Annotated in this window: 20 protein-coding genes; 10 read left to right on the top strand and 10 right to left on the bottom strand. The window is 59.9% G+C overall.

What is annotated here, in order from left to right; all coding sequences use genetic code 11:
• Positions 1-6 precede the first annotated feature (6 nt).
• From mltB to ACZZ0G_RS07865, 7 genes are all read left to right on the top strand, one after another.
• Positions 7-1,017, top strand: a complete 1,011-nt coding sequence (gene mltB / locus ACZZ0G_RS07895) for a lytic murein transglycosylase B (RefSeq protein WP_008087906.1) — start codon at positions 7-9, stop codon at positions 1,015-1,017.
• Positions 1,017-2,027 carry a septal ring lytic transglycosylase RlpA family protein gene (locus ACZZ0G_RS07890; RefSeq protein ID WP_463555812.1) on the top strand — a complete coding sequence of 337 codons (1,011 nt, stop codon included), beginning with the start codon at positions 1,017-1,019 and terminating at the stop codon, positions 2,025-2,027. Before mltB ends, ACZZ0G_RS07890 begins: the two co-directional genes overlap by 1 nt.
• A gap of 187 nt (positions 2,028-2,214) precedes the next feature.
• On the top strand, positions 2,215-3,372 hold the full coding sequence (locus tag ACZZ0G_RS07885; protein WP_038361911.1) for a D-alanyl-D-alanine carboxypeptidase family protein: 1,158 nt from the start codon (positions 2,215-2,217) through the stop codon (positions 3,370-3,372).
• Between the two features lie 85 nt (positions 3,373-3,457).
• Positions 3,458-3,733, top strand: a complete 276-nt coding sequence (locus ACZZ0G_RS07880; RefSeq protein WP_242206935.1) for a DUF493 domain-containing protein — start codon at positions 3,458-3,460, stop codon at positions 3,731-3,733.
• Positions 3,733-4,380 carry a lipoyl(octanoyl) transferase LipB gene (gene lipB / locus ACZZ0G_RS07875; protein WP_008087909.1) on the top strand — a complete coding sequence of 216 codons (648 nt, stop codon included), beginning with the start codon at positions 3,733-3,735 and terminating at the stop codon, positions 4,378-4,380. Before ACZZ0G_RS07880 ends, lipB begins: the two co-directional genes overlap by 1 nt.
• A 25-nt stretch (positions 4,381-4,405) precedes the next feature.
• Positions 4,406-5,404, top strand: a complete 999-nt coding sequence (gene lipA, locus ACZZ0G_RS07870) for a lipoyl synthase (RefSeq protein WP_162130178.1) — start codon at positions 4,406-4,408, stop codon at positions 5,402-5,404.
• Positions 5,405-5,578: 174 nt separating this feature from the next.
• On the top strand, positions 5,579-6,529 hold the full coding sequence (locus ACZZ0G_RS07865; protein WP_463555811.1) for a S66 peptidase family protein: 951 nt from the start codon (positions 5,579-5,581) through the stop codon (positions 6,527-6,529).
• Between the two features lie 116 nt (positions 6,530-6,645).
• On the opposite strand, the gene ACZZ0G_RS07860 is transcribed toward ACZZ0G_RS07865, so the two are convergent.
• From ACZZ0G_RS07860 to leuS, 5 genes are all read right to left on the bottom strand, one after another.
• Complete coding sequence (locus ACZZ0G_RS07860) at positions 6,646-7,968, bottom strand: lytic murein transglycosylase (RefSeq protein WP_463555810.1); 1,323 nt, start codon at positions 7,966-7,968, stop codon at positions 6,646-6,648.
• A 60-nt stretch (positions 7,969-8,028) separates the two neighbouring features.
• Positions 8,029-8,193: an alternative ribosome rescue factor ArfA gene (gene arfA, locus ACZZ0G_RS07855; protein WP_016986126.1), complete on the bottom strand. Its 165-nt coding sequence runs from the start codon at positions 8,191-8,193 to the stop codon at positions 8,029-8,031.
• Between the two features lie 127 nt (positions 8,194-8,320).
• Positions 8,321-9,358 carry a DNA polymerase III subunit delta gene (holA, locus tag ACZZ0G_RS07850; protein WP_123375872.1) on the bottom strand — a complete coding sequence of 346 codons (1,038 nt, stop codon included), beginning with the start codon at positions 9,356-9,358 and terminating at the stop codon, positions 8,321-8,323.
• Positions 9,359-9,397: 39 nt separating this feature from the next.
• Positions 9,398-10,003: an LPS-assembly lipoprotein LptE gene (locus ACZZ0G_RS07845; protein ID WP_463555809.1), complete on the bottom strand. Its 606-nt coding sequence runs from the start codon at positions 10,001-10,003 to the stop codon at positions 9,398-9,400.
• A gap of 87 nt (positions 10,004-10,090) precedes the next feature.
• Positions 10,091-12,697 carry a leucine--tRNA ligase gene (leuS, locus tag ACZZ0G_RS07840; protein ID WP_463555808.1) on the bottom strand — a complete coding sequence of 869 codons (2,607 nt, stop codon included), beginning with the start codon at positions 12,695-12,697 and terminating at the stop codon, positions 10,091-10,093.
• A gap of 255 nt (positions 12,698-12,952) precedes the next feature.
• On the opposite strand from leuS, the gene ACZZ0G_RS07835 reads away from it, so the two are divergent.
• Positions 12,953-13,276, top strand: coding sequence for a hypothetical protein (locus ACZZ0G_RS07835; RefSeq protein ID WP_077574659.1), 324 nt, complete (start codon positions 12,953-12,955; stop codon positions 13,274-13,276).
• A gap of 104 nt (positions 13,277-13,380) precedes the next feature.
• The gene (locus ACZZ0G_RS07830) at positions 13,381-14,148 is read left to right on the top strand and encodes a YdcF family protein (RefSeq protein WP_463555807.1); all 768 of its coding nucleotides are present in this window, start codon (positions 13,381-13,383) and stop codon (positions 14,146-14,148) included.
• A gap of 123 nt (positions 14,149-14,271) precedes the next feature.
• Here the strand turns inward: ACZZ0G_RS07830 and lnt are convergent, their stop codons facing one another.
• The 5 genes from lnt to miaB all read right to left on the bottom strand — a co-directional run bounded on the left by lnt (position 14,272) and on the right by miaB (position 19,701).
• Complete coding sequence (lnt, locus tag ACZZ0G_RS07825; RefSeq protein ID WP_463555806.1) at positions 14,272-15,795, bottom strand: apolipoprotein N-acyltransferase; 1,524 nt, start codon at positions 15,793-15,795, stop codon at positions 14,272-14,274.
• Between the two features lie 17 nt (positions 15,796-15,812).
• The gene (locus ACZZ0G_RS07820; protein ID WP_007909641.1) at positions 15,813-16,652 is read right to left on the bottom strand and encodes an HlyC/CorC family transporter; all 840 of its coding nucleotides are present in this window, start codon (positions 16,650-16,652) and stop codon (positions 15,813-15,815) included.
• A 5-nt stretch (positions 16,653-16,657) separates the two neighbouring features.
• Complete coding sequence (gene ybeY / locus ACZZ0G_RS07815; RefSeq protein ID WP_463555805.1) at positions 16,658-17,152, bottom strand: rRNA maturation RNase YbeY; 495 nt, start codon at positions 17,150-17,152, stop codon at positions 16,658-16,660.
• Positions 17,145-18,143, bottom strand: coding sequence for a PhoH family protein (locus tag ACZZ0G_RS07810; RefSeq protein ID WP_141126539.1), 999 nt, complete (start codon positions 18,141-18,143; stop codon positions 17,145-17,147). The genes ybeY and ACZZ0G_RS07810 overlap by 8 nt, the downstream gene beginning before the upstream one ends.
• Positions 18,144-18,372: 229 nt before the next feature.
• Entirely contained in the window at positions 18,373-19,701 is a 1,329-nt protein-coding gene (gene miaB, locus ACZZ0G_RS07805; RefSeq protein WP_137216658.1) for a tRNA (N6-isopentenyl adenosine(37)-C2)-methylthiotransferase MiaB, read from the bottom strand.
• A gap of 133 nt (positions 19,702-19,834) precedes the next feature.
• Here miaB and ACZZ0G_RS07800 point away from each other — a divergent pair, with 133 nt between their 5' ends.
• Positions 19,835-20,164, top strand: coding sequence for a DUF1820 family protein (locus tag ACZZ0G_RS07800; protein ID WP_003185742.1), 330 nt, complete (start codon positions 19,835-19,837; stop codon positions 20,162-20,164).
• The last annotated feature ends 22 nt before the right edge of the window (positions 20,165-20,186 follow it).

Here is a 20,186-nt window from a genome sequence, read left to right as displayed (position 1 = left end):
AGTGCAATGCAAGTAATGCGTGGCTGGGCGACTCGATGCGCGCCAGTGGTAGGCCTGATGGGCCTCCTGGGCAGCATGCAGGAAGCGCTGGCCGGCGAATACGAAGGCTCGCCTCAGGTGGCCGAATTCGTCGGTGAAATGACCCGCGACTACGGTTTCGCCGGTGAGCAACTGATGGCGGTGTTCCGCGAGGCTCAACGCAAGCAGGCGATTCTCGATGCGATCTCCAGGCCCGCCGAGCGGGTCAAGCAGTGGAAAGAATACCGCCCGATGTTCATCACCGACGCGCGCATTGCCCGCGGTGTCGATTTCTGGCGTCAGCACGAGGCGACTTTGGCCCGTGCCGAGCAGGAATACGGCGTGCCGGCACAAGTGATCGTGTCGATCATCGGCGTTGAAACCTTTTTCGGACGTAATACCGGTAATTACCGGGTGATCGATGCCTTGTCCACGCTCGGTTTCGACTATCCTCCCCGTGCCGAATTTTTCCGCAAGGAACTGCGTGAATTTCTGCTGCTGGCCCGCGAAGAACAGGTCGATCCTTTGACCCTTAAAGGCTCTTACGCCGGGGCCATGGGGCTGCCGCAGTTCATGCCGAGCAGCTTTCGCGCGTATGCGGTGGATTTCGACGGTGACGGCCACATCAACATCTGGAACAACCCGGATGATGCGATCGGCAGCGTTGCCAGCTACTTCAAGCGTCACGGCTGGGTCGCGGGTGAGCCGGTGGTCAGCCGTGCCGACGTCCGTGGCGAACAGGTCGATGAAGGCCTGACCACTGGCATCGAGCCGACGAAGACGGTCGGAGAGTTGCGAGCGCTGGGCTGGTCAAGTCATGATGCGCTGCGCGATGATATGCCGGTTACTGCATTTCGCCTCGAAGGCGACAACGGTCCTGAATACTGGATGGGCCTGAAGAATTTCTACGCGATCACGCGTTATAACCGCAGCGTGATGTACGCCATGGCCGTACATCAACTGTCTGAACAGCTGGTACAAGCACGGGGCGTCAAGTAATGCAGGCATTGCCTAACAGTAAACCCCTGAAGCTGCTGGCCTTCGCTGCGTTGGCAGTGTTGGTCGCCAGCTGTTCGACCAGCCGTTCGCCGACTCAGAAAACCACCTCGACCGCTGTGCGTGCCCAGCCGGGCCTGGACATCAACCGCGCGCACAAAGATGGCGCGCCATGGTGGGACGTCGACGTATCGCGCATCCCCGATGCCACGCCGACCCTGCACACCGGTCCGTACAAGGCCAACCCGTACACCGTACTGGGCAAAACCTACTTCCCGCTGCAGGAATCCAAGACCTACGTCGCCTCCGGCACGGCGTCGTGGTACGGCACCAAGTTTCACGGTCAGAACACCGCCAACGGCGAGGTCTACGACCTCTACGGCATGAGTGCCGCCCACAAGACCTTGCCACTGCCAAGTTACGTTCGAGTGACCAACCTGGACAACAACCGCACGGTGATCCTGCGGGTCAACGACCGTGGGCCGTTCTATTCCGATCGCATTATCGACTTGTCCTACGCCGCCGCGAAAAAGCTCGGTTACGCCGAAACCGGCACGGCGCGGGTCAAGGTTGAAGGTATCGATCCGCAGCAATATTGGGCCGCCAAGGGCCGTCCCGCACCGTTGATGCTCAACGAGCCACAGGTCGCGCAGAACAGCGCTCCGGTGATCACGGCCTCGGCCGGCACCGTCGAGCAATGGACGCCGCCACCGCAACAGCATGCCTCTGACACCGTCCCCGTGCCGATGAGTGCAAAAAAAAACGCTTCTGCAACAGCAACTGGCCAGTATCTGCAGGTGGGCGCGTTCGCCAACCCGGACGCTGCAGAACTCCTGAGGTCGAAGCTCAGCGGGATGGTGAGCGCTCCGGTGTTCATCAGTTCGATCGTGCGCAATCAGCAGACCCTGCACCGGGTTCGCCTGGGGCCGATCGGCTCGCCGGGTGAAATTGCCCAGGTGCAGAACAGCGTGCGCCTGGCCAACCTTGGTTCGCCAAGTGTGGTCACCGAGTAATACGTAGAACTTGATTGACGGTTCACTTGCGGTATTGGGGGGTGAACCAGGTTGTTGGCTCGTCGAAGAACAAAAGCCCGGCAAGGGTGACTGGAGTGAGCAACTGAACACGCGATGGCTCGTTAGAAAGTCATCTGATTAAATTTTGTCCGCAAGGACAGTTTCCATTAGCGATTTCGAGAGACGGATGAACATCACCACCTTTGCCAAACGCCTGTGTCTGCTAGTCCCGCTGCTCCTCTCGCCAGCCGCCTTCGCGGCCGAGATGATGCCGTCGCCACCGCAACTGGCCGCCAAAGCCTACGTTCTGATGGATGCCAGCAGCGGCAACGTGCTGGTCGAGAACAATGGCGATCAGCGTCTGCCACCGGCCAGCCTGACCAAGCTGATGACCGCGTACATCGCGACCCTGGAAATCCGTCGTGGCCAGATCGGTGAAAACGATCCGGTGACCGTCAGCGAAAACGCCTGGCGTACCGGCGGTTCGCGGATGTTCATCAAAGTCGGCTCGCAGGTGACGGTCAGCGACTTGCTGCACGGCATCATCATTCAGTCCGGCAACGACGCCAGCGTGGCGCTGTCCGAGCACATCGCCGGCAGCGAAGATGCGTTCGCCGACCTGATGAACAAAACCGTGACTGATCTGGGCATGACCAATTCCCACTTCATGAACCCGACCGGTCTGCCAAACCCTGAGCACTACTCGTCGGCTCACGACATGGCGATCCTGGCCCGTGCGATCATCCACGAAGACCCGGCTCACTACGCGATCTACTCGCAGAAAGAGTTCTTCTGGAACGGCATCAAGCAGCCTAACCGCAACCTGCTGCTGTGGCGCGACAAGACCGTCGACGGTCTGAAAACCGGTCACACCGACGAAGCCGGCTACTGCATGGTGTCCTCGGCTGTACGTGATGGCCAGCGCCTGATCGCCGTGGTGTTCGGCACCAACAGCGAAGTGGCCCGTGCTGCTGAAACCCAGAAGCTTTTGACTTACGGCTTCCGCTTCTTCGAAACCCAGACCTTCTATCAGAAGGGCACCGAACTGGCTCAGGCCCCGGTGTGGAAAGGCACCACCAATCAAGTCAAGGCCGGCCTGGCTGAAGACCTGACCATGACCCTGCCAAAAGGCCAGCTGAAGAAGCTTGCTGCGAGCATGACCATGAACCCGCAACTGACCGCGCCAATCGCCAAGGGCGACGTGATCGGTAAAGTCGAAGTCAAACTGGAAGACAAGGTGGTGCACAGCGCTGACCTGATCGCTCTGGATGGCGTCGAGGAGGGTGGTATCTTCCGCCGCATGTGGGATAGCATCCGTCTATTCTTCTACGGCTTGTTCAACTGATTTGTGTTGACCTGCATGGCCCCGCCCCGATCCGGTGCGGGGCCATGCGCGTTATCACGGCTTGCGCTCAAGAGGCCGTTACGCCATGACCGATACCGAAGTAAAGGCGCCAAAGATCGAATTCCCGCAGACTGATTATCCGATTAAGGTGATCAGCGATACGGGCGTTGGCAACAAGGACAAGATCATCGAGATCGTCCTGAAGCACGCGACCATCAATGATGAGCGCATCGACGAGCGTCAAAGCAGCAACGGCAAATACACCACCATCCAGTTGCACATCGTCGCGACCGATCAGGATCAGCTGTACAACATCAACAGCGATCTGCGGGCGACCGGTTTCGTGCACATGGTGTTGTGATGCCGGGCACGCTGGGCTTTCGTGAGCTCGGCCAGATGGCGTACGAGCCGGTCTGGCATGCCATGCAACGCTTTACCAACGAACGCGGCAGCGATGCCGCCGACGAAATCTGGCTCGTCGAACACCCGCCGGTGTTCACTCAGGGCCAGGCCGGCAAGGCCGAACACTTGCTGCTGCCGGGGGATATTCCGGTGGTGCAGGTCGATCGCGGCGGGCAGGTGACTTATCATGGTCCCGGCCAGTTGGTGGCTTACCTGTTGCTGGATGTACGCAAGCTGGGTTTCGGCGTGCGTGATCTGGTCAGTCGCATGGAGCTTTGCCTGATCGAACTGCTGGCCAGTTACGGCGTAACCGCCGCGGCCAAGCCAGACGCTCCCGGCGTGTACGTCGACGGAGCGAAAATCGCTTCTCTGGGTTTGCGGATTCGCCACGGTTGTTCCTTTCATGGCCTGGCCCTGAACGTGGATATGAACCTGGAACCGTTTCGACGGATTAATCCCTGCGGCTATGCCGGGTTGGCAATGACCCAGTTGAGCGATCACGCAGGATCGATTGAATTTGCCGAGGTAAGTGCCCGGCTGCGCGCGCAGCTCGTCAAACACCTCGACTATGCTGAGCAGACGACCCTGACGGGCGGAATCGACTGATATGACTACTGATGCAGTGCAAACCATGATCCCGACGCTCGACGTGACCGAGCGCCCGGCCCCGCGTCCCAAGGTAGAAGCCGGCGTCAAGCTGCGCGGCGCCGAGAAGGTTGCACGCATTCCGGTAAAGATCATTCCGACCACCGAACTGCCGAAGAAACCTGACTGGATCCGCGTGCGCATCCCGGTTTCGCCGGAAGTCGACCGTATCAAAAGTCTGCTGCGCAAGCACAAGCTGCACAGCGTCTGCGAAGAAGCTTCCTGCCCGAACCTCGGCGAGTGCTTCTCCGGTGGTACCGCGACCTTCATGATCATGGGCGACATCTGCACCCGTCGCTGCCCGTTCTGCGACGTCGGCCACGGTCGTCCGAAGCCACTGGACGTCAACGAGCCGGAAAGCCTGGCCATCGCCATCGCTGACCTTAAGCTCAAGTACGTGGTGATCACCTCGGTTGACCGCGATGATCTGCGTGACGGCGGTGCCCAGCACTTTGCCGATTGCATCCGCGAAATCCGCAAATTGTCGCCGAACGTGCAGCTCGAGACTCTGGTCCCGGACTACCGTGGCCGTATGGACGTCGCCCTGGAAATCACTGCGGCCGAGCCGCCGGATGTGTTCAACCACAACCTGGAAACCGTGCCGCGCCTGTACAAGGCTGCACGTCCGGGTTCGGATTACCAGTGGTCGCTGACCCTGCTGCAACGCTTCAAGCAGATGATGCCGCACATTCCGACCAAGTCCGGCCTGATGCTGGGTCTGGGCGAGACCGACGACGAAGTCATCGAAGTGATGAAGCGCATGCGCGAACACGACATCGACATGCTGACCCTCGGTCAGTACCTGCAACCGTCGCGCAGCCACTTGCCGGTGCAGCGTTTCGTGCACCCGGACACCTTCGCCTGGTTCGCCGAAGAAGGTTACAAGATGGGCTTCAAGAACGTCGCTTCGGGCCCGCTGGTGCGTTCTTCGTACCATGCCGACGAGCAGGCGAAGCTGGTCAAGGCTGAGCTGCTGGGTTCCTGATCCGGCGCTGAATGAAAAGTGCCCGCCGAGGTTTTAACGCCCGGCGGGCATTTTTTTGCCTGTCTTACACTCAATGCTGATTTTTCCTGCAACCTGCGGCGTGGCCGAGCCTCTTCTGTTTAGCGCCGTTCCTGACTACTGTGTGAGCATGATTTTACGCATGGAGATTCATGGATGACTGTTCGCCCGACCCACACACTTTGCCCGCACCGAGCCGTGCCCGCCCTGCGCTCGGAAGGGCTGATCGGCGTTATTGCGCCTGCCGGCCCCGGCGCCCTGGACACCGATAAAGCGGTGCAATGGACGCGCGCCCGTGGTTACGGGCTGAAGGTGTTTCCCGGTGTTTACGAGAAGGACGGCTATCTGGCCGGCAGTGACGACGTCCGTTTGCGCGATCTGCATGCGGCATTCGCTGATCCCGAGGTCGATGCCATCATTTGCCTGCGCGGCGGCTACGGTACGCCGCGCTTGCTCGACCGGATCGACTACGACCTGCTGAGCCGCCATGCCAAGCCATTCGTTGGCTACAGCGATATCACCGCGCTGCACCTGGCCATCAGTCGATATGCAGGATTCGTGACCTTTCACGGGCCACTGCTCAACGCCGACCTGTTGGGCGACAAGGAGCCGCCGACGGTCACCTCGTTCTTCGCCATGCTGCGCGGGCAATTGAAGACGGGGAGTGTGTTGAGCCATCCGGTGGCTTATCCGCTGACCACCGTAGAACCAGGCATCGCTCACGGGCGGCTGCTGGGCGGCAATCTGGCGATGATCGCCGCAACGTTGGGTACGCCTTACGAGATTGATGTCGAGGGGGTGATTCTGCTCATCGAAGACATCAACGAGCCGCTGTATCGCATTGATCGATTGCTGACCCAGATGCGTCTGGCCGGCAAACTGGCCAAATTGCGTGGCGTATTAGTGGGGGACATAGCAGGCGTGGATGTCGCGGCATTGAACCGCTTGCTCAAACAGACTTTCGAGCCGTTGCGGATTCCGGTGTTGTCGGGATGGCGGAGCGGCCATTGTGATCCGAACCTGACGCTGCCGATGGGCGCGCTGGTGCGGCTGGATGCCGGTAAGAAGGAATTGATGCTGGAGCAGGATGTGGTGATCAAGGCTTAGAAATAAGTCGCCTGACAGTCAGTCTTCGCGAGCAAGCTCGCTCCCACATTTGCAATGCATTCCGATGTGGGAGCGAGCCTGCTCGCGAAAGCGATATCAGCCATACGGCTTTCGTTCTATTGGGTACGCAGGCTTTCCAGCAACTTGTGCGTCGGATAGCCATCCGCCGGCCAGCCAAACGACTGCTGGGCACTGCGAATCGCCTTACGCGTATTGGCGCCGATAATCCCGTCAGCCGTGCCGGCATCGTAATTGCGCGCGCTCAGCAACGTCTGCAATTCGATACGTTCGGTGCGGCTCAGCGGCAGGTCATCTTTCGGCCAGCTCCCGTTGATCAAGCCACCACCGCTGAAACGCTCGGACAGCAGGCTCACCGCCAACGCATAGGACGACGAGTTGTTGTACTTGAGGATCGCCCGGAAGTTGTCGAGAATCAGGAACGCTGGCCCGCGATAGCCGGCGGGCAGCAGCAGGGCGGCGGACAGTTGTTCTGAACCTGCCGGGACCTCAGCGCCGTTCGGTAGCATCACGCCCAGTTGACGCCATTCGGCGACACTTTTGCGGATTGCGCCATCAGCCAGCGTGTAGTTGAAGCTGCTCGGCAACTGCACTTCAAACCCCCACGGCTGACCACGTTGCCAGCCGGAGCTTTGCAGGTAGTGCGCGGTCGAGGCCAGCGCGTCAGCAGGGCTGCCCCAGATATCGCGGCGGCCATCGCCGTCAAAATCGACAGCATGGGTGTTGTAGGTGGTCGGAATGAACTGGGTCTGGCCCATCGCACCGGCCCACGAGCCGAGCATCTTCTCCGGCGTGATGTCACCCTGTTGCAGGATCTGCAGAGCAGCGATCAATTGCGCGTGAGCAAAGCCCGGGCGACGACCTTCGTAAGCGAGGGTGGCCAGCGAGTTGATCACCGACTTGCTGCCCTGAAACTGACCGAAATTGCTTTCCATGCCCCACACCGATACGAGTGCCTGACGGTCAACGCCATAACGCTGCTCGATGCTTTGCAGAATATCGGCGTACTGGCTGATCAGCGCCTGACCTTTGCGTACGCGCAGCGGCGAAAGGGCGCCGTCGAGGTATTCCCACACCGGTCGGGAGAATTCCGGCTGACTGCGGTCAGCACGAATCACACTGGCGTCGAAGCTGACATTGGCAAACGCGCGATCGAACAGCTCAGGACGGATCCCGGCAGCCAGGGCGTCCTTGCGGAAATCGGCCTGCCATTCGGCAAAGGTCTGAGTTGGCTGTAGATCAAGTGGGTCGGCGGACGGCACTACCGGCGGGATGATCGCTGGGGCCGTGGCGACAGGCGCGGCTTGAAGAGGTTGCGCGTCGGCGGCGGTCGGTTTTTCCGCGCAGGCGACAAGCAGAATGAAGCTGGAGGCAGCGATCATCTGGCGAACAGGCCAGCGACGGGAAAGACTTAGGGGCATGCACAGTTCCAGAAAAACGAATCAGGTGCAGACCTTAACATGAGCGGGGGGTACTGCGCTTTAAGCGGCCAGAAAGTAAGAAGCCTCCCAGCTGTCAGACTGGAAGGCTTCGCGGCGGTAGCTGCCTTTACCCTTGGTTGGTCGTTCCTGGCGACTGCGGAACAGGGGCTGGGCGACGATGGATTTGGCCTTGTTGGGGCCATGTTTCGATGGCTTTTTGCTCATGAGGGTTCTCTCGAGTGAGTGGGTTTTGCGGGGGAAATAATCTGCCGATGTCGGGCGTCTGTCCAGTGCCTGTTGTGTAGGAATGTTCTGGCGCTTTCGCGAGCAGGCCGTTATGCGGTAGAGCAGGTTATTCGGCAGGCAGAGAAAGACGCTGGCCAGCCATCAACAATGCCAACCGACTCAGGCTCATCCACGGCGACCCGGCAGCCTGGCCTTTGATCTGCGCGTCGATCCGCTGCGCTTCCAGCAGCAACTGCGCCCAGCGTTGCGCCGAGTAGCGTTGCAGAGCCTTGCTCATCAGCGGTTTGCGCTTGTCCCAGACCGGCGGTTTTGCCTGGCTGAAACACTTGTCGAGCGGCGTGCCCTGACTGTACTGCAATGAAATATTGGCCAGCAGCCGCAGCTCTCGCGCCAGCGCCCAGAGAATCACCGGCGGTTCGACACCTTCACCGCGCAAGCCTTCAAGCATGCGCAGCGCGTGGGCCGGTTCGCCATTAAGCACGGCATCGGTCAGGCCAAACACGTCGAATCGCGCACTGTCCGCCACAGCGGCCTGCACGGTTTCGACGGTGATCTGGCCACCCTCGGCCATCAACTTGAGCTTTTCGATTTCCTGCGCGGCGGCGAGCAGGTTGCCCTCGACACGCGCAGCAATCAATTCGACGGCGTCCTGACTCGCCGATAGCCCGGCCTGAGAGAGACGCTGACGAATCCAGCTCGGCAGCTGATTGGCATCCACCGGCCAGATCTGGATGAACTGGGTCTGTTGGCCTTCAACCAGCGCCTTGCCCCACTTGGTCTTCTGCGCACTGCCATCGAGTTTGGGCAGGCTGATCAGCAGCACGGTGTCTTCAGCCGGACGCGAACAGTACTCGATGAGTGCAGCAGCGCCCTTGTCACCGGGCTTGCCCGAGGGCAGGCGCAGTTCCAGCAGGCGTTTTTCAGCAAACAGCGACATGCTGGCGCCGGCCTGCAACAACGTGCCCCAATCGAAATTGGCGTCGGCAGCAAAGACCTGGCGTTCGTCGAAACCTTGTTGGCGCGCAGCACTGCGGATGGCGTCGGCGGCTTCCTGACACAACAGCGGGTCATCGCCGCTGATGATGTAGACAGGGCCGAGGGCACCTTGCAGGTGTTTGCCGAGTTGGGCGGGAGCGAGCTTCATAAGAAAGGTCGATCGGGGCGCCTGAGCGCCCCGAACTTCTTACTGCTGCGGTACTTCGAGCGGCGACTGACGCGGGGTTTCCGCTTCAGCCTTTTGCGCCGCTTGCAGTGCATCGGCTTCTGCCTTGGCGCGATCATTGGCCGCTTGCTGCAGTTGTTGCAGTTGGCCTGGCGTCAATTGCTGCAGACGCAGCATCATGCGTTGAACCAGCTCGCGGCGGGTTTCGCGACGGGCGTCGTTGGCTTCCTGGTCCGAACCTATGAGGTTGTTGCCGTCGTGGATAAACACTTTCTGCACTTCCAGCTTGTCGCTCAGCAGTTGCAGGTTCTTGTCGCCACGGATCTCGTAGTTCAGGACAGTGTTGACCTGGTACTCGCCTGTACGGCCGGCACCGGCGTAGCTGAGGATGCGCTGGCTTTCCTGCTCGTCAGCCAGGAACAGCTTGTACGGAGCACCGCTGTAAACCTTGACGCCGCTCGACTCCAGCACCTGACGCAGCTGCGTGACCGTCTCGCCGTAGGCGTTACGGGCGCTCAGATCGAGTTCTTTGATCGACAGTTCGTTGGTGCCGGTGCCGCGCAGCTGGAAACCACAGGCGCTCAACAGAACGGCGAGGCCCATCACCAGCAGATTGCGTTTGATCATTGTGTTGCTCCCCTTGAAACCACGTGGGCCGGCTATACGGCCCGAAAGGTTTTACTTGGCGTCAGGCGAACCTGACGCCCGATCCAATTAGCTGGCGACGATATTGACCAGTTTCCCGGGCACTACGATCACTTTACGAATAGTCAGGCCGTCGACGAAACGCAGTACGTTTTCGTTGGCGCGCGCTGCCGCTTCCACTTCTTCACGGGTTGCGCTGGCCGGCATTTCAATCTGACCGCGCAGCTTGCCGTTGACCTGGATCACCAGAGTCAGGCTGTCCTGCACCAGAGCACTTTCGTCCACAGCCGGCCAGCCAGCGTCGATGACTGCGTCGACGTGACCCAGCTTGTTCCACAATTCGTGGCTGATGTGCGGCGTGATTGGCGCCAGCAACAGGGTCACGGCTTCCAGCCCTTCGTGAACCAGTGCGCGGTCCTGTTCGGTACCTTGCGCGGCTTTTTCCAGCACGTTCATCAGCGTCATCACCTGGGCGATGGCGGTGTTGAATTTGTGGTTCTGGCCGACGTCGTGGCTGGCCTGCTTGATGGCCACGTGAATGGCGCGGCGCACGGCTTTCTGCTCGTCGTTCAGGCTGGCGATGTCCAGTTTCCCCGGCAAGCCCTGTGTCACGTGGGCTTGCGCCAGACGCCAGACGCGCTTGAGGAAGCGGTGCGAGCCTTCGACGCCGGAGTCGGACCACTCGGCGCTCATGTCAGGCGGCGAGGCGAACATCATGAACAGGCGGCAAGTATCGGCGCCGAACTGATCGATCATCGACTGTGGGTCGACGCCGTTGTTCTTCGACTTGGCCATCTTCTCGGTGCCGCCGATTTCCACCGGCAGACCGTCGGATTTCAGCTTGGCGCTGATGACCTTGGCTTTGCTGTCGCGCTCAAGTTCTACGTCCGCCGGGTTGAACCAGGTGTAGGCACCATTGGCTTCGCGGCGGTAGTAAGTTTCGGCGATCACCATGCCTTGGGTCAGCAGGTTCTTGAACGGCTCGTTGGAGCTGACCAGACCTTCGTCACGCATCAGTTTGTGGAAGAAGCGCGCATAGAGCAGGTGCAAAATCGCGTGTTCGATACCGCCGATGTACTGATCGACCGGCAGCCAGTGGTCGGCTGCGGATTTTTCCACCAGACCACCTTCAAAGTGCGGCGAGGCGTAACGGGCGTAGTACCACGACGACTCGACGAAGGTGTCCATGGTGTCGGTTTCACGCTTGGCAGGCTGGCCGCATTTCGGGCAGCTGCATTCGTAAAACTCAGGCATGCGCGCCAGCGGCGAGCCGGCGCCGTCTGGCACCACGTCTTCCGGCAGGACGACAGGCAGTTGATCTTCCGGCACCGGCACGTCACCGCACGCATCGCAGTGGATGATCGGGATCGGGCAGCCCCAGTAGCGCTGGCGGCTGATGCCCCAGTCGCGCAGGCGGAACTGGGTACGCGAGGCGCCCAGTTCTTTCTTGATCAGCGCGACTTCCATGGCGTCGAATGCGCCAGCGAAGTCCAGACCGTCGAACTCGCCGGAGTTGATCAGCGTGCCGTGCTCGCCGTAGGCGTCTTGCCACGGGGCCGGGTTGCTGTCGCCAGAGCTGGTACGCACTACGGATTTAACCGGCAGGTTGTACTTGTGTGCGAATTCGAAATCGCGCTCGTCGTGCGCCGGTACAGCCATGACCGCGCCGTCGCCGTAGTGCATCAGCACGTAGTTGGCGACCCATACCGGGAGTTTTTCACCGGTCAGTGGGTGCTCGACGAACAGGCCGGTCGGCAAGCCTTTCTTCTCTTGAGTGGCAACGTCGGCTTCAGCCACGCTGCCGCCTTTGCATTCAGCGATGAACGCTTGCAGCTCGGTGTTGTTTTTTGCGGCCAGAGTGGCCAGTGGGTGCTCGGCAGCCACGGCGACATAGGTCGCGCCCATCAGGGTGTCCGGACGGGTAGTGAAGACTTTGAGCGTGCCGGCTTCGCCGATCGAGTCGACGTTGTACGGGAACTGTACTTCCATGCCGCGGGATTTGCCGATCCAGTTGCGCTGCATGGTCTTGACCTGTTCAGGCCAGCCAGTCAGTTCGTCGAGGCTCTCCAGCAGCTCATCCGCGTAGGCGGTGATCTTGAAGTAGTACATCGGGATTTCGCGCTTTTCGATCAGCGCGCCGGAACGCCAGCCGCGACCGTCGATCACCTGTTCGTTGGCCAGGACGGTCTGGTCAATCGGGTCCCAGTTCACGGTGCCGTTTTTACGGTAGATCACGCCTTTTTCGAACAGGCGAGTGAACAGCCATTGTTCCCAGCGGTAGTAATCCGGCTTGCAGGTGGTGACTTCGCGCGACCAGTCGACCGCCAGACCCAGGCTGCGCAGCTGGGTTTTCATGTAGGCGATGTTTTCGTAGGTCCATTTGGCCGGCGCGACGTTGTTCTTCATCGCGGCGTTTTCCGCCGGCATGCCGAAAGCATCCCAACCCATCGGTTGCAGAACGTTCTTGCCGAGCATGCGCTGGTAGCGGGAGATCACGTCGCCGATGGTGTAGTTGCGCACGTGCCCCATGTGTAGCTTGCCGCTGGGGTAAGGGAACATCGACAGGCAGTAGTAGGTTTCCTTGCCTGGCTGTTCACTGACTTCAAAGGACTTTTGCTCGTCCCAGAACGACTGGGCGGCGGCTTCGATTTCACGGGGCTGATATTGTTCGTGCATGGCTACTTTTGTACTGGATAGGGGTGGCCTAATCCTCTTCAACGCAGGTTCCGGGGTTGGCCCGGACGAGCTGGAAGTGGAATTACAGGAAGCGCCGTAGCATACATGACCGCGCTTGGCCTAGGGAAACCCTGATTACAGCTACATACGCCGCAATACATGCATCAGGGGCCGTTGGTCGCGGCGTACAGCCGGTTTGTGCAGCGAAGCTAAGCTCTAACTGGGGAGTGAGTCTTATCTTCAATGAGGTGAGGGATGGTGGAGCAACGGCAAAAAAACGTGACGAAACCCGAGTTGTACGAGAGGTTGATCGACCGTCTGGGTATGGCCCTGGACGCAGTAAAAACCGCTGACCGGCTGCGCGACGAGCGCCCCCTGGAACTGGAATTGCGTGGCTTGAGTCCCGCCGAGTTCAAACTGGTCAAGGCCTATCTGGATCGCAGTGAACGTGAAACGCATGGCTGCCTGTCACAAGCAGTGAAACAGCTCGATGCAGCACATTCGGCCAAGGTCATCTGGCTCAAGGACAAGGCGCCCGGCAGAGACACCGTCAAGGTTCGCTCTGTACAGGCCAAGTAAGCGCATGGCAGGTCAAGAACCGGATCTTTTTCAACAGGATCCCACCTATTGGTTGTAACGCTTTATTAACACTCTTAGGCTTCGGGCATCTGTGGAGATGCCCGATGCCTTTTCGTTATTTCATCAAACAACTTCTATTGCCGCCCGGCATTCTTTTGCTGCTGTTGCTGGCCGCTTGGTGGTTGCGGCGCTCACGGCCGCGACTCGCGAGCCTGTGTTTCGCCATAGGCTTTGGCGGAATGTGGCTGATGAGCCTGCCGGTGGTCGTGCAGTGGGGCGCCAAAGCGCTGGAGCGCGAGCCACCGCTGGCCCGTGAAGAATGGGCAACGCTGGCGCAACGGGCCGATGCGATCGTGGTACTGGGATCCGGGCGCGAGCGTGGTGATCTGGCGTGGGGTGAGGATCAGCCGACCGGCGTGGGCCTTGAGCGTCAGCGTTATGCGGCGCGACTGGCCAAAGCCTCGGGCTTGCCGATCTTGACCACGGGGGGCTTGCATTACGGTACGCCGCCAACCGAGGCGAAGTTGATGGCGGATTCGTTGCGTGACGATTTTGGCGTGACGGTGCGCTGGCAGGAAGGCGAAAGCCGTACCACGTGGGAAAACGCCAAGTTCACCGCCGATATCCTCTTGCCACAAGGGATCAAACGCGTGGTTGTCGTCACTCAGGCGTGGCACATGCCGCGCTCGGTGTGGAGTTTTCAACAGGCAGGATTTGAAGTGGTGCCGGCGCCGGTAGGGTTTCTCGGCACTGATAACGCCCGCCCATTTGGTGGCTGGCTGCCGGAGTTCAAGTCGATCTGGCAGAGCGGGCAGTTGCTGAATGAAGCGGTGGGGCAGGTGGGGTATTCGTTGTTTTACCGCGGTGATTGATCGTTCCCACGCTCTGCGTGGGAACGCATCCCGTGGCGCTCTGCGCCACATCCGAAGCGGAACGCGGAGCGTCCCCGGCGGCGTTCCCGCGCGGAGCGTGGGAACGATCAGTCTCGGGAGCTTTTAAAGGGTTTTCGACATCCGGCTGGCCATCAGTGCCCAGCCAAACAGCAGCAAGCAGACGATGATCAATGGCCACGAGCGCCATTGCAGATACGGCGTCAGGTTGTGCATCGGCACCACTTCGCCGTACAAGATGCCTTGTTCAAACTGCGGAATCTGCTCGGTGATCTGCCCGAACGGGTTGATCAGCCCGGTCACGCCGTTGTTGGTTGCGCGGATCATCCAGCGACCCGCCTCCAGCGCGCGCATCTGTGCCATCTGCAAATGTTGCAGCGGGCCAATCGAGGTGCCGAACCAGGTGTCATTGCTGATCGTCAGCAGCAGATCACTGCGTGCCGAAAGGCCAGCGGCGAATTCCGGATACACCACTTCGTAGCAGATGAAGGGTGCGATCTGATAACCCTTGGCCTGCAACAACGCCTGATCCGCCGGGCCACGGGCGAAGTCGGACATCGGCAGGTCGAAGAAGGCGATCAGCCCGCGCAATACATCCTGCAGCGGCACGTATTCACCGAACGGCACCAGTTTTTGCTTCAGGTAAGTGCCATCGCCTTCGCCCACCACGGTGATGCCGTTGAAGAAGCGTCTTTCGCCGTGCACCGTCTGGCGAATCGGCACACCGGTGATCAGCGCCGATTTACGCTCGGCAGCGAAGGTGCCCATCATGCTCAGGTAGCCCTCGGCGGACTCCTTCAATACCGGAACGGCGGTTTCCGGCCAGATCAGCAGGTCCACCGGTTTCGAGCGAAAACTCAGATCGCGGTACAGCGCCAACTGCGCGTTGAGTTCGGCCGGATCCCATTTCATGCTTTGCGCGACGTTGCCCTGAATCGCGGCAACCGTCAGAGGCGCGCCGGAGGGGCTGGTCCAGGCGTGGCCTTTAAGCGCGATACCGGCAATCCAAGGGCCGACCAGCAAAACCAGACCCGCAGCCACAAAGCCTTTGCGCCCGCTTTGCAGCAAGCGCCGCGCGTTGTAGATCAGCGCTGCGGTCAACGCTAGAACGAACGACACCAGCCACATGCCACCGACCGGCGCAAGCCCGGCCAATGGCCCATCAAGCTGACTGTAGCCGGAGTACAACCAAGGGAAGCCAGTGAGGAACCAGCCGCGAAACGCTTCCTGCCCGACCCACAATGCAGCAAACGCCAATGCATCCGCCACCGGAGCTTCGTTACGCCGCAACCAGCGCGCCCATAACCAGGCCGGCAGGGCAAAGAACCAGGCGATCGCGGCGGTAAACAGCAACATCAGGAACCCGGCCAGCAGCACCGAAGCGCCGCCGAAATGGTGAATGCTGTAATAGATCCAGCTAGTCCCGGCACCAAACAGGCCGAAACCGAAGCACCAGCCACGGCCCAGCGCCTGACGCGGGCTCAGCTCGCGCAAACCGGCGTAGAACAATCCGACCGCCAGCAAAGCCAGCGGCCAGATGTTGAACGGTGCCAGAGCGAAGGTGGTGATTGCACCGGCCGCCACGGCCAGCAGGTTACCGGGCCAGCCGGGGCGGGTTGTCCAGCGCATTTCAATCCTTAGATTTTTTACCGAGCGATTGGAGTCAGTCGCAGCAAGTGAATCCGACGGCTGTCGGCGTTCAGGATGCGGAAACGATAGGCGCCGATTTCAGTGATTTCGTTGCGTTTCGGCAAGTGCCCGAACGCGCTCATCACCAGACCGCCGACAGTGTCGAACTCGTCGTCGGAGAACTCGCTGTCGAAGAACTCGTTGAAGTTCTCGATCGGCGTCAGGGCCTTGATCAGGAAATCGCCACTTGGCAGCGGCTTGATGTAGCTGTCTTCTTCAACGTCGTGCTCGTCTTCGATGTCGCCGACGATCTGTTCGAGCACGTCTTCAATGGTCACCAGACCGGCCACGCCGCCGTATTCGTCAATGACGATGGCCATGTGGTTGTGGTTGGCGCGAAATTCACGCAGCAACACGTTCAGACGCTTGGACTCCGGCACGAACGTGGCCGGGCGCAGCAGATCCTTGATGTTGAAGCTGTCGCCGTTTTCCTTGAGGATCAGCGGCAGCAGATCCTTGGCCAGCAGCACGCCCATCACGTCGTCATGGCTTTCACCGATGACCGGATAGCGCGAGTGGGCCGAGTCGACCACGGCCGGGAGGAATTCACGGGGTGTCTGGGTCGCCTTTATGCTGATCATCTGCGAACGCGGCACCATGATGTCGCGTACTTGCAGGTCCGCCACCTGAATGGCGCCTTCGACGATGGCCAGCGCTTCGCTGTCCAGCAGTTTGTTCTGATGTGCATCACGCAGCAGCTCGAGGAGCTCCTGACGGTTCTTCGGCTCGTGGGCAAAAGCCTGGGTCAGTTTACCCAGCCATGACTTCTGCCCGTTGCTCGATCGATCTTCGCTCATAGCGATTACTCTGAATCCTTTGTTGTAACGATAGGGGAGGTTTCGGGTTCGTCGTCCGCGTACGGATCGGGATAGCCCAATTCGGCAAGCAACTCGCGTTCCAGTGCTTCCATTTCTTCGGCTTCTTCGTCATCTATATGGTCGTAACCGAGCAGATGCAAGCAGCCGTGAATGACCAGATGTGCCCAGTGGGCGTTTAGTTCCTTGCCTTGTTCGGCGGCTTCCCGCTCAACCACGGCCACGCAGATCACCAGATCGCCGAGCAATGGGATGTCGAGAAACTCGTCGGGCACTTCAGCCGGGAACGACAGGACGTTGGTCGCGTAATCCTTGTGGCGCCAGGTGTGATTGAGCTCGCGACCTTCTTCCTCGTCGACCAGACGAATGGTCATTTCCGAGTCGGCGGTGCGTTGGCGCAGTGCCAGTTCGCACCACAGGCGGAAGTCGGCCTCGCTCGGCGCGCTCGCTTCAGTCGCGATTTGCAGGTCTAGCTCAAGCATTTCGCGGGGTGTCCTTGGGTGCTTCGTCACGGTTTTCGAAGCGCTCGTAGGCTTCGACGATCCGCTGGACCAAAGGATGGCGTACGACGTCTTTCGGCTGGAAGTGGGTGAAGCTGATGCCCGGCACGTCTTTGAGCACTTCGATCACATGGTGCAGACCCGATTTGGTGCCTTTCGGCAGGTCGACCTGGGTGATGTCACCGGTGATGACCGCTGTAGAGCCGAAGCCGATCCGGGTGAGGAACATTTTCATCTGTTCGACGGTGGTGTTCTGGCTCTCATCGAGAATGATGAAGCTGTTATTCAGCGTGCGGCCGCGCATGTAGGCCAGCGGCGCAACTTCGATCACCTGGCGTTCGATCAGCTTGGCCACGTATTCAAAGCCGAGCATCTCGTAGAGCGCGTCGTAGAGCGGGCGCAAATACGGGTCGATCTTCTGCGACAGGTCGCCGGGCAGGAAGCCGAGTTTTTCACCCGCTTCGACCGCCGGACGCACCAGCAGGATGCGCCGGATTTGTTCACGCTCCAGAGCATCGACAGCGCAAGCCACGGCCAGATAGGTCTTGCCGGTACCGGCCGGGCCAATGCCGAAGTTGATGTCGTTGCCGAGAATTTCCTTCACGTAGCGCAACTGATTCAAGCCGCGCGGGCGAATCATGCCTTTCTTGGTGCGCAGGGCGACGGAGGCTTCGGCGGGGGCGTGATTGTCGAGTTCGACCACGGCCGATTCCTGCAGGAACAGGTGCACCGTATCTGGCGACAGCTCTGAACCTTTGGTTTCCCGGTACAGGCGACGAATCAGATTTTCCGCAGACGTGGTGTGTTTGGGGTCGCCGATCAGCTCGAACTGGTTTCCGCGGTTGCGGATTTCGATCGTCAGGCGTTGTTCGATCAAGCGCAAATGCTCGTCGAATTGCCCGCACAGATTAGCGAAGCGGCGAGCCTCAAAGGGCTCGAGGATAAAACGATGTGGTTCTATGGGTGCGTTCAAGGTCGTATTTAGCCGCCCTAGGGCAATTAAGATGAAATCAAGGATAACGCCAGAGGCCTGGGTGCGAAAGCTCTTATATGAGGTCGCCCGATTCATGCTTCTGACGCTGTACCTGTGGGAGCGAGCCTGCTCGCGAAGGCGGCGACACATTCAACATTGATGTGTCTGACAGACCGCTTTCGTCGGATCGCCGGCCGGAGCAGGCTCGCTCCCACAGGGAAATGTGGTGTTACTGGATCAGCGAGCCGCGCAGCGAGTGCGGTTGTGCAGCGTCGATGTGTACATCAGCAAACTGACCGATCAAGGTTGGATTGTCGCAGCGGAAGTTGACGATACGATTATTCTCGGTGCGGCCTTGCAGCTCGCCCGGGTCTTTCTTCGAATAATCTGTCACCAGAATCCGCTGTGTCGAACCAACCATTTGTCGGCTGATCTCGAAACCTTGCTGATTCAGGCGATGTTGCAGCGCGTTCAGACGTTCTTTCTTCAGCTCTTCCGGGGTGTCGTCGGCCAGATCGGCAGCCGGGGTGCCCGGGCGCTGGCTGTAGACGAACGAGTAGGAAAAGTCGAAACCGACGTCGGCAATCAGCTTCATGGTCTGTTCGAAATCTTTCTCGGTCTCGCCGGGGAAGCCGACGATGAAGTCTGAACTGATGCAAATCCCTGGCACCGCGGCGCGCAGTTTGCGCAGCTTGGATTTGTACTCCAGCGCGGTGTGGTTGCGCTTCATCGCCGCGAGAATCCGGTCGGAACCCGATTGCACCGGCAAGTGCAGGTGCTTGACCAGTTCCGGCACGTCGGCGTGGGCCTGGATCAGGCTGTCGGAGAATTCCAGCGGGTGCGAAGTGGTGTAGCGGATGCGGTCGATACCGTCGATGGCGGCAACAACGCGGATCAGTTCGGCCAGATCGGCGAGACGACCGTCATGGGTCGTACCGCGATAGCCGTTGACGTTCTGCCCCAGCAGGGTCACTTCGCGCACGCCGTTTTCGGCGAGGTGAATGACTTCGGCGATCACGTCATCGAACGGTCGGCTGACTTCTTCACCACGGGTGTAAGGCACCACGCAGAACGTGCAGTACTTGCTGCAGCCTTCCATCACCGACACGTACGCACTCGGCCCGTCGATGCGCGGTTCGGGCAGGTGGTCGAATTTTTCGATTTCCGGGAACGACACGTCGACCTGCGGCAGCTTGGTGATGCGCGCGGCGTCGATCATTTCCGGCAGGCGGTGCAGGGTCTGCGGGCCAAAGACCACGTCGACGTACGGCGCGCGATCGCGGATCGCCGCGCCTTCCTGGCTGGCCACGCAACCGCCGACGGCGATCACCATGTCAGGGTTGGCCAGTTTCAGTTCGCGCCAGCGGCCCAGCTGCGAATACACGCGATCTTGCGCGCGCTCGCGGATCGAGCAGGTGTTGAGCAGAATCACGTCGGCGTCTTCGGCACGCGCGGTGACTTCCAGGGCCTGATGTTCGCCCAGCAGATCGACCATGCGCGAGCTGTCGTACTCGTTCATCTGGCAACCGTGGGTTTCGATGTAAAGCTTCTTGGCCATGGATTAGTGTCGTCACGTGATTCAAAGAACCCGGCATTATAGGGAACAAGCCCTCAGGTTCCTACCGCTGTGCGTCCGGAGGCTATGCTATAGTTTGCGCCCTCATTTTTATCCCCGATGTTATCCCCCCGCCATGACCAAACGCGAAGCTCCAATCTATAAGGTGATTTTCCTCAACCAGGGCCAGGTGTTCGAAATGTACGCCAAGCAGATCTATCAAAGTGATCTGTGGGGTTTTCTGGAAGTGGAAGAGTTCGTCTTTGGCGAGCGCACGCAGGTGGTCGTCGACCCGAGCGAAGAAAAGCTCAAGGCGCAGTTCGAAGGCGTGGTGCGCAGTTTTGTGCCGATGCATTCGATTGTGCGCATCGACGAGGTTGAACGTCTGGGTACCCCGAAAATCAGCGAAGCCCGTGGCGCGGTCGGCAATGTGATGCCGTTCCCGATGCCGATGCCTGAAAAGTAAAACCGGATCTGGATTTTTGATC

Source organism: Pseudomonas sp. AC169 (genome assembly GCF_979258515.1).
This window is presented reverse-complemented; position numbering and strand designations above follow the sequence as displayed.

Bases quoted from the DNA above. Each gene is read 5' to 3' on its own strand.
- lipB (WP_008087909.1), top strand. From the start codon at position 3,733: ATGCCGGGCACGCTGGGCTTTCGTGAGCTCGGCCAGATGGCGTACGAG.
- ACZZ0G_RS07860 (WP_463555810.1), bottom strand. From the start codon at position 7,968: ATGCCCCTAAGTCTTTCCCGTCGCTGGCCTGTTCGCCAGATGATCGCT.
- arfA (WP_016986126.1), bottom strand. From the start codon at position 8,193: ATGAGCAAAAAGCCATCGAAACATGGCCCCAACAAGGCCAAATCCATC.
- lnt (WP_463555806.1), bottom strand. From the start codon at position 15,795: ATGCGCTGGACAACCCGCCCCGGCTGGCCCGGTAACCTGCTGGCCGTG.
- ACZZ0G_RS07885 (WP_038361911.1), top strand. From the start codon at position 2,215: ATGAACATCACCACCTTTGCCAAACGCCTGTGTCTGCTAGTCCCGCTG.
- mltB (WP_008087906.1), top strand. From the start codon at position 7: ATGCAAGTAATGCGTGGCTGGGCGACTCGATGCGCGCCAGTGGTAGGC.
- lipA (WP_162130178.1), top strand. From the start codon at position 4,406: ATGATCCCGACGCTCGACGTGACCGAGCGCCCGGCCCCGCGTCCCAAG.
- ACZZ0G_RS07820 (WP_007909641.1), bottom strand. From the start codon at position 16,652: ATGAGCGAAGATCGATCGAGCAACGGGCAGAAGTCATGGCTGGGTAAA.
- ACZZ0G_RS07845 (WP_463555809.1), bottom strand. From the start codon at position 10,003: ATGATCAAACGCAATCTGCTGGTGATGGGCCTCGCCGTTCTGTTGAGC.
- ybeY (WP_463555805.1), bottom strand. From the start codon at position 17,152: ATGCTTGAGCTAGACCTGCAAATCGCGACTGAAGCGAGCGCGCCGAGC.
- ACZZ0G_RS07800 (WP_003185742.1), top strand. From the start codon at position 19,835: ATGACCAAACGCGAAGCTCCAATCTATAAGGTGATTTTCCTCAACCAG.
- ACZZ0G_RS07880 (WP_242206935.1), top strand. From the start codon at position 3,458: ATGACCGATACCGAAGTAAAGGCGCCAAAGATCGAATTCCCGCAGACT.
- leuS (WP_463555808.1), bottom strand. From the start codon at position 12,697: ATGCACGAACAATATCAGCCCCGTGAAATCGAAGCCGCCGCCCAGTCG.
- ACZZ0G_RS07890 (WP_463555812.1), top strand. From the start codon at position 1,017: ATGCAGGCATTGCCTAACAGTAAACCCCTGAAGCTGCTGGCCTTCGCT.
- ACZZ0G_RS07835 (WP_077574659.1), top strand. From the start codon at position 12,953: ATGGTGGAGCAACGGCAAAAAAACGTGACGAAACCCGAGTTGTACGAG.
- ACZZ0G_RS07865 (WP_463555811.1), top strand. From the start codon at position 5,579: ATGACTGTTCGCCCGACCCACACACTTTGCCCGCACCGAGCCGTGCCC.
- holA (WP_123375872.1), bottom strand. From the start codon at position 9,358: ATGAAGCTCGCTCCCGCCCAACTCGGCAAACACCTGCAAGGTGCCCTC.
- ACZZ0G_RS07830 (WP_463555807.1), top strand. From the start codon at position 13,381: ATGCCTTTTCGTTATTTCATCAAACAACTTCTATTGCCGCCCGGCATT.
- miaB (WP_137216658.1), bottom strand. From the start codon at position 19,701: ATGGCCAAGAAGCTTTACATCGAAACCCACGGTTGCCAGATGAACGAG.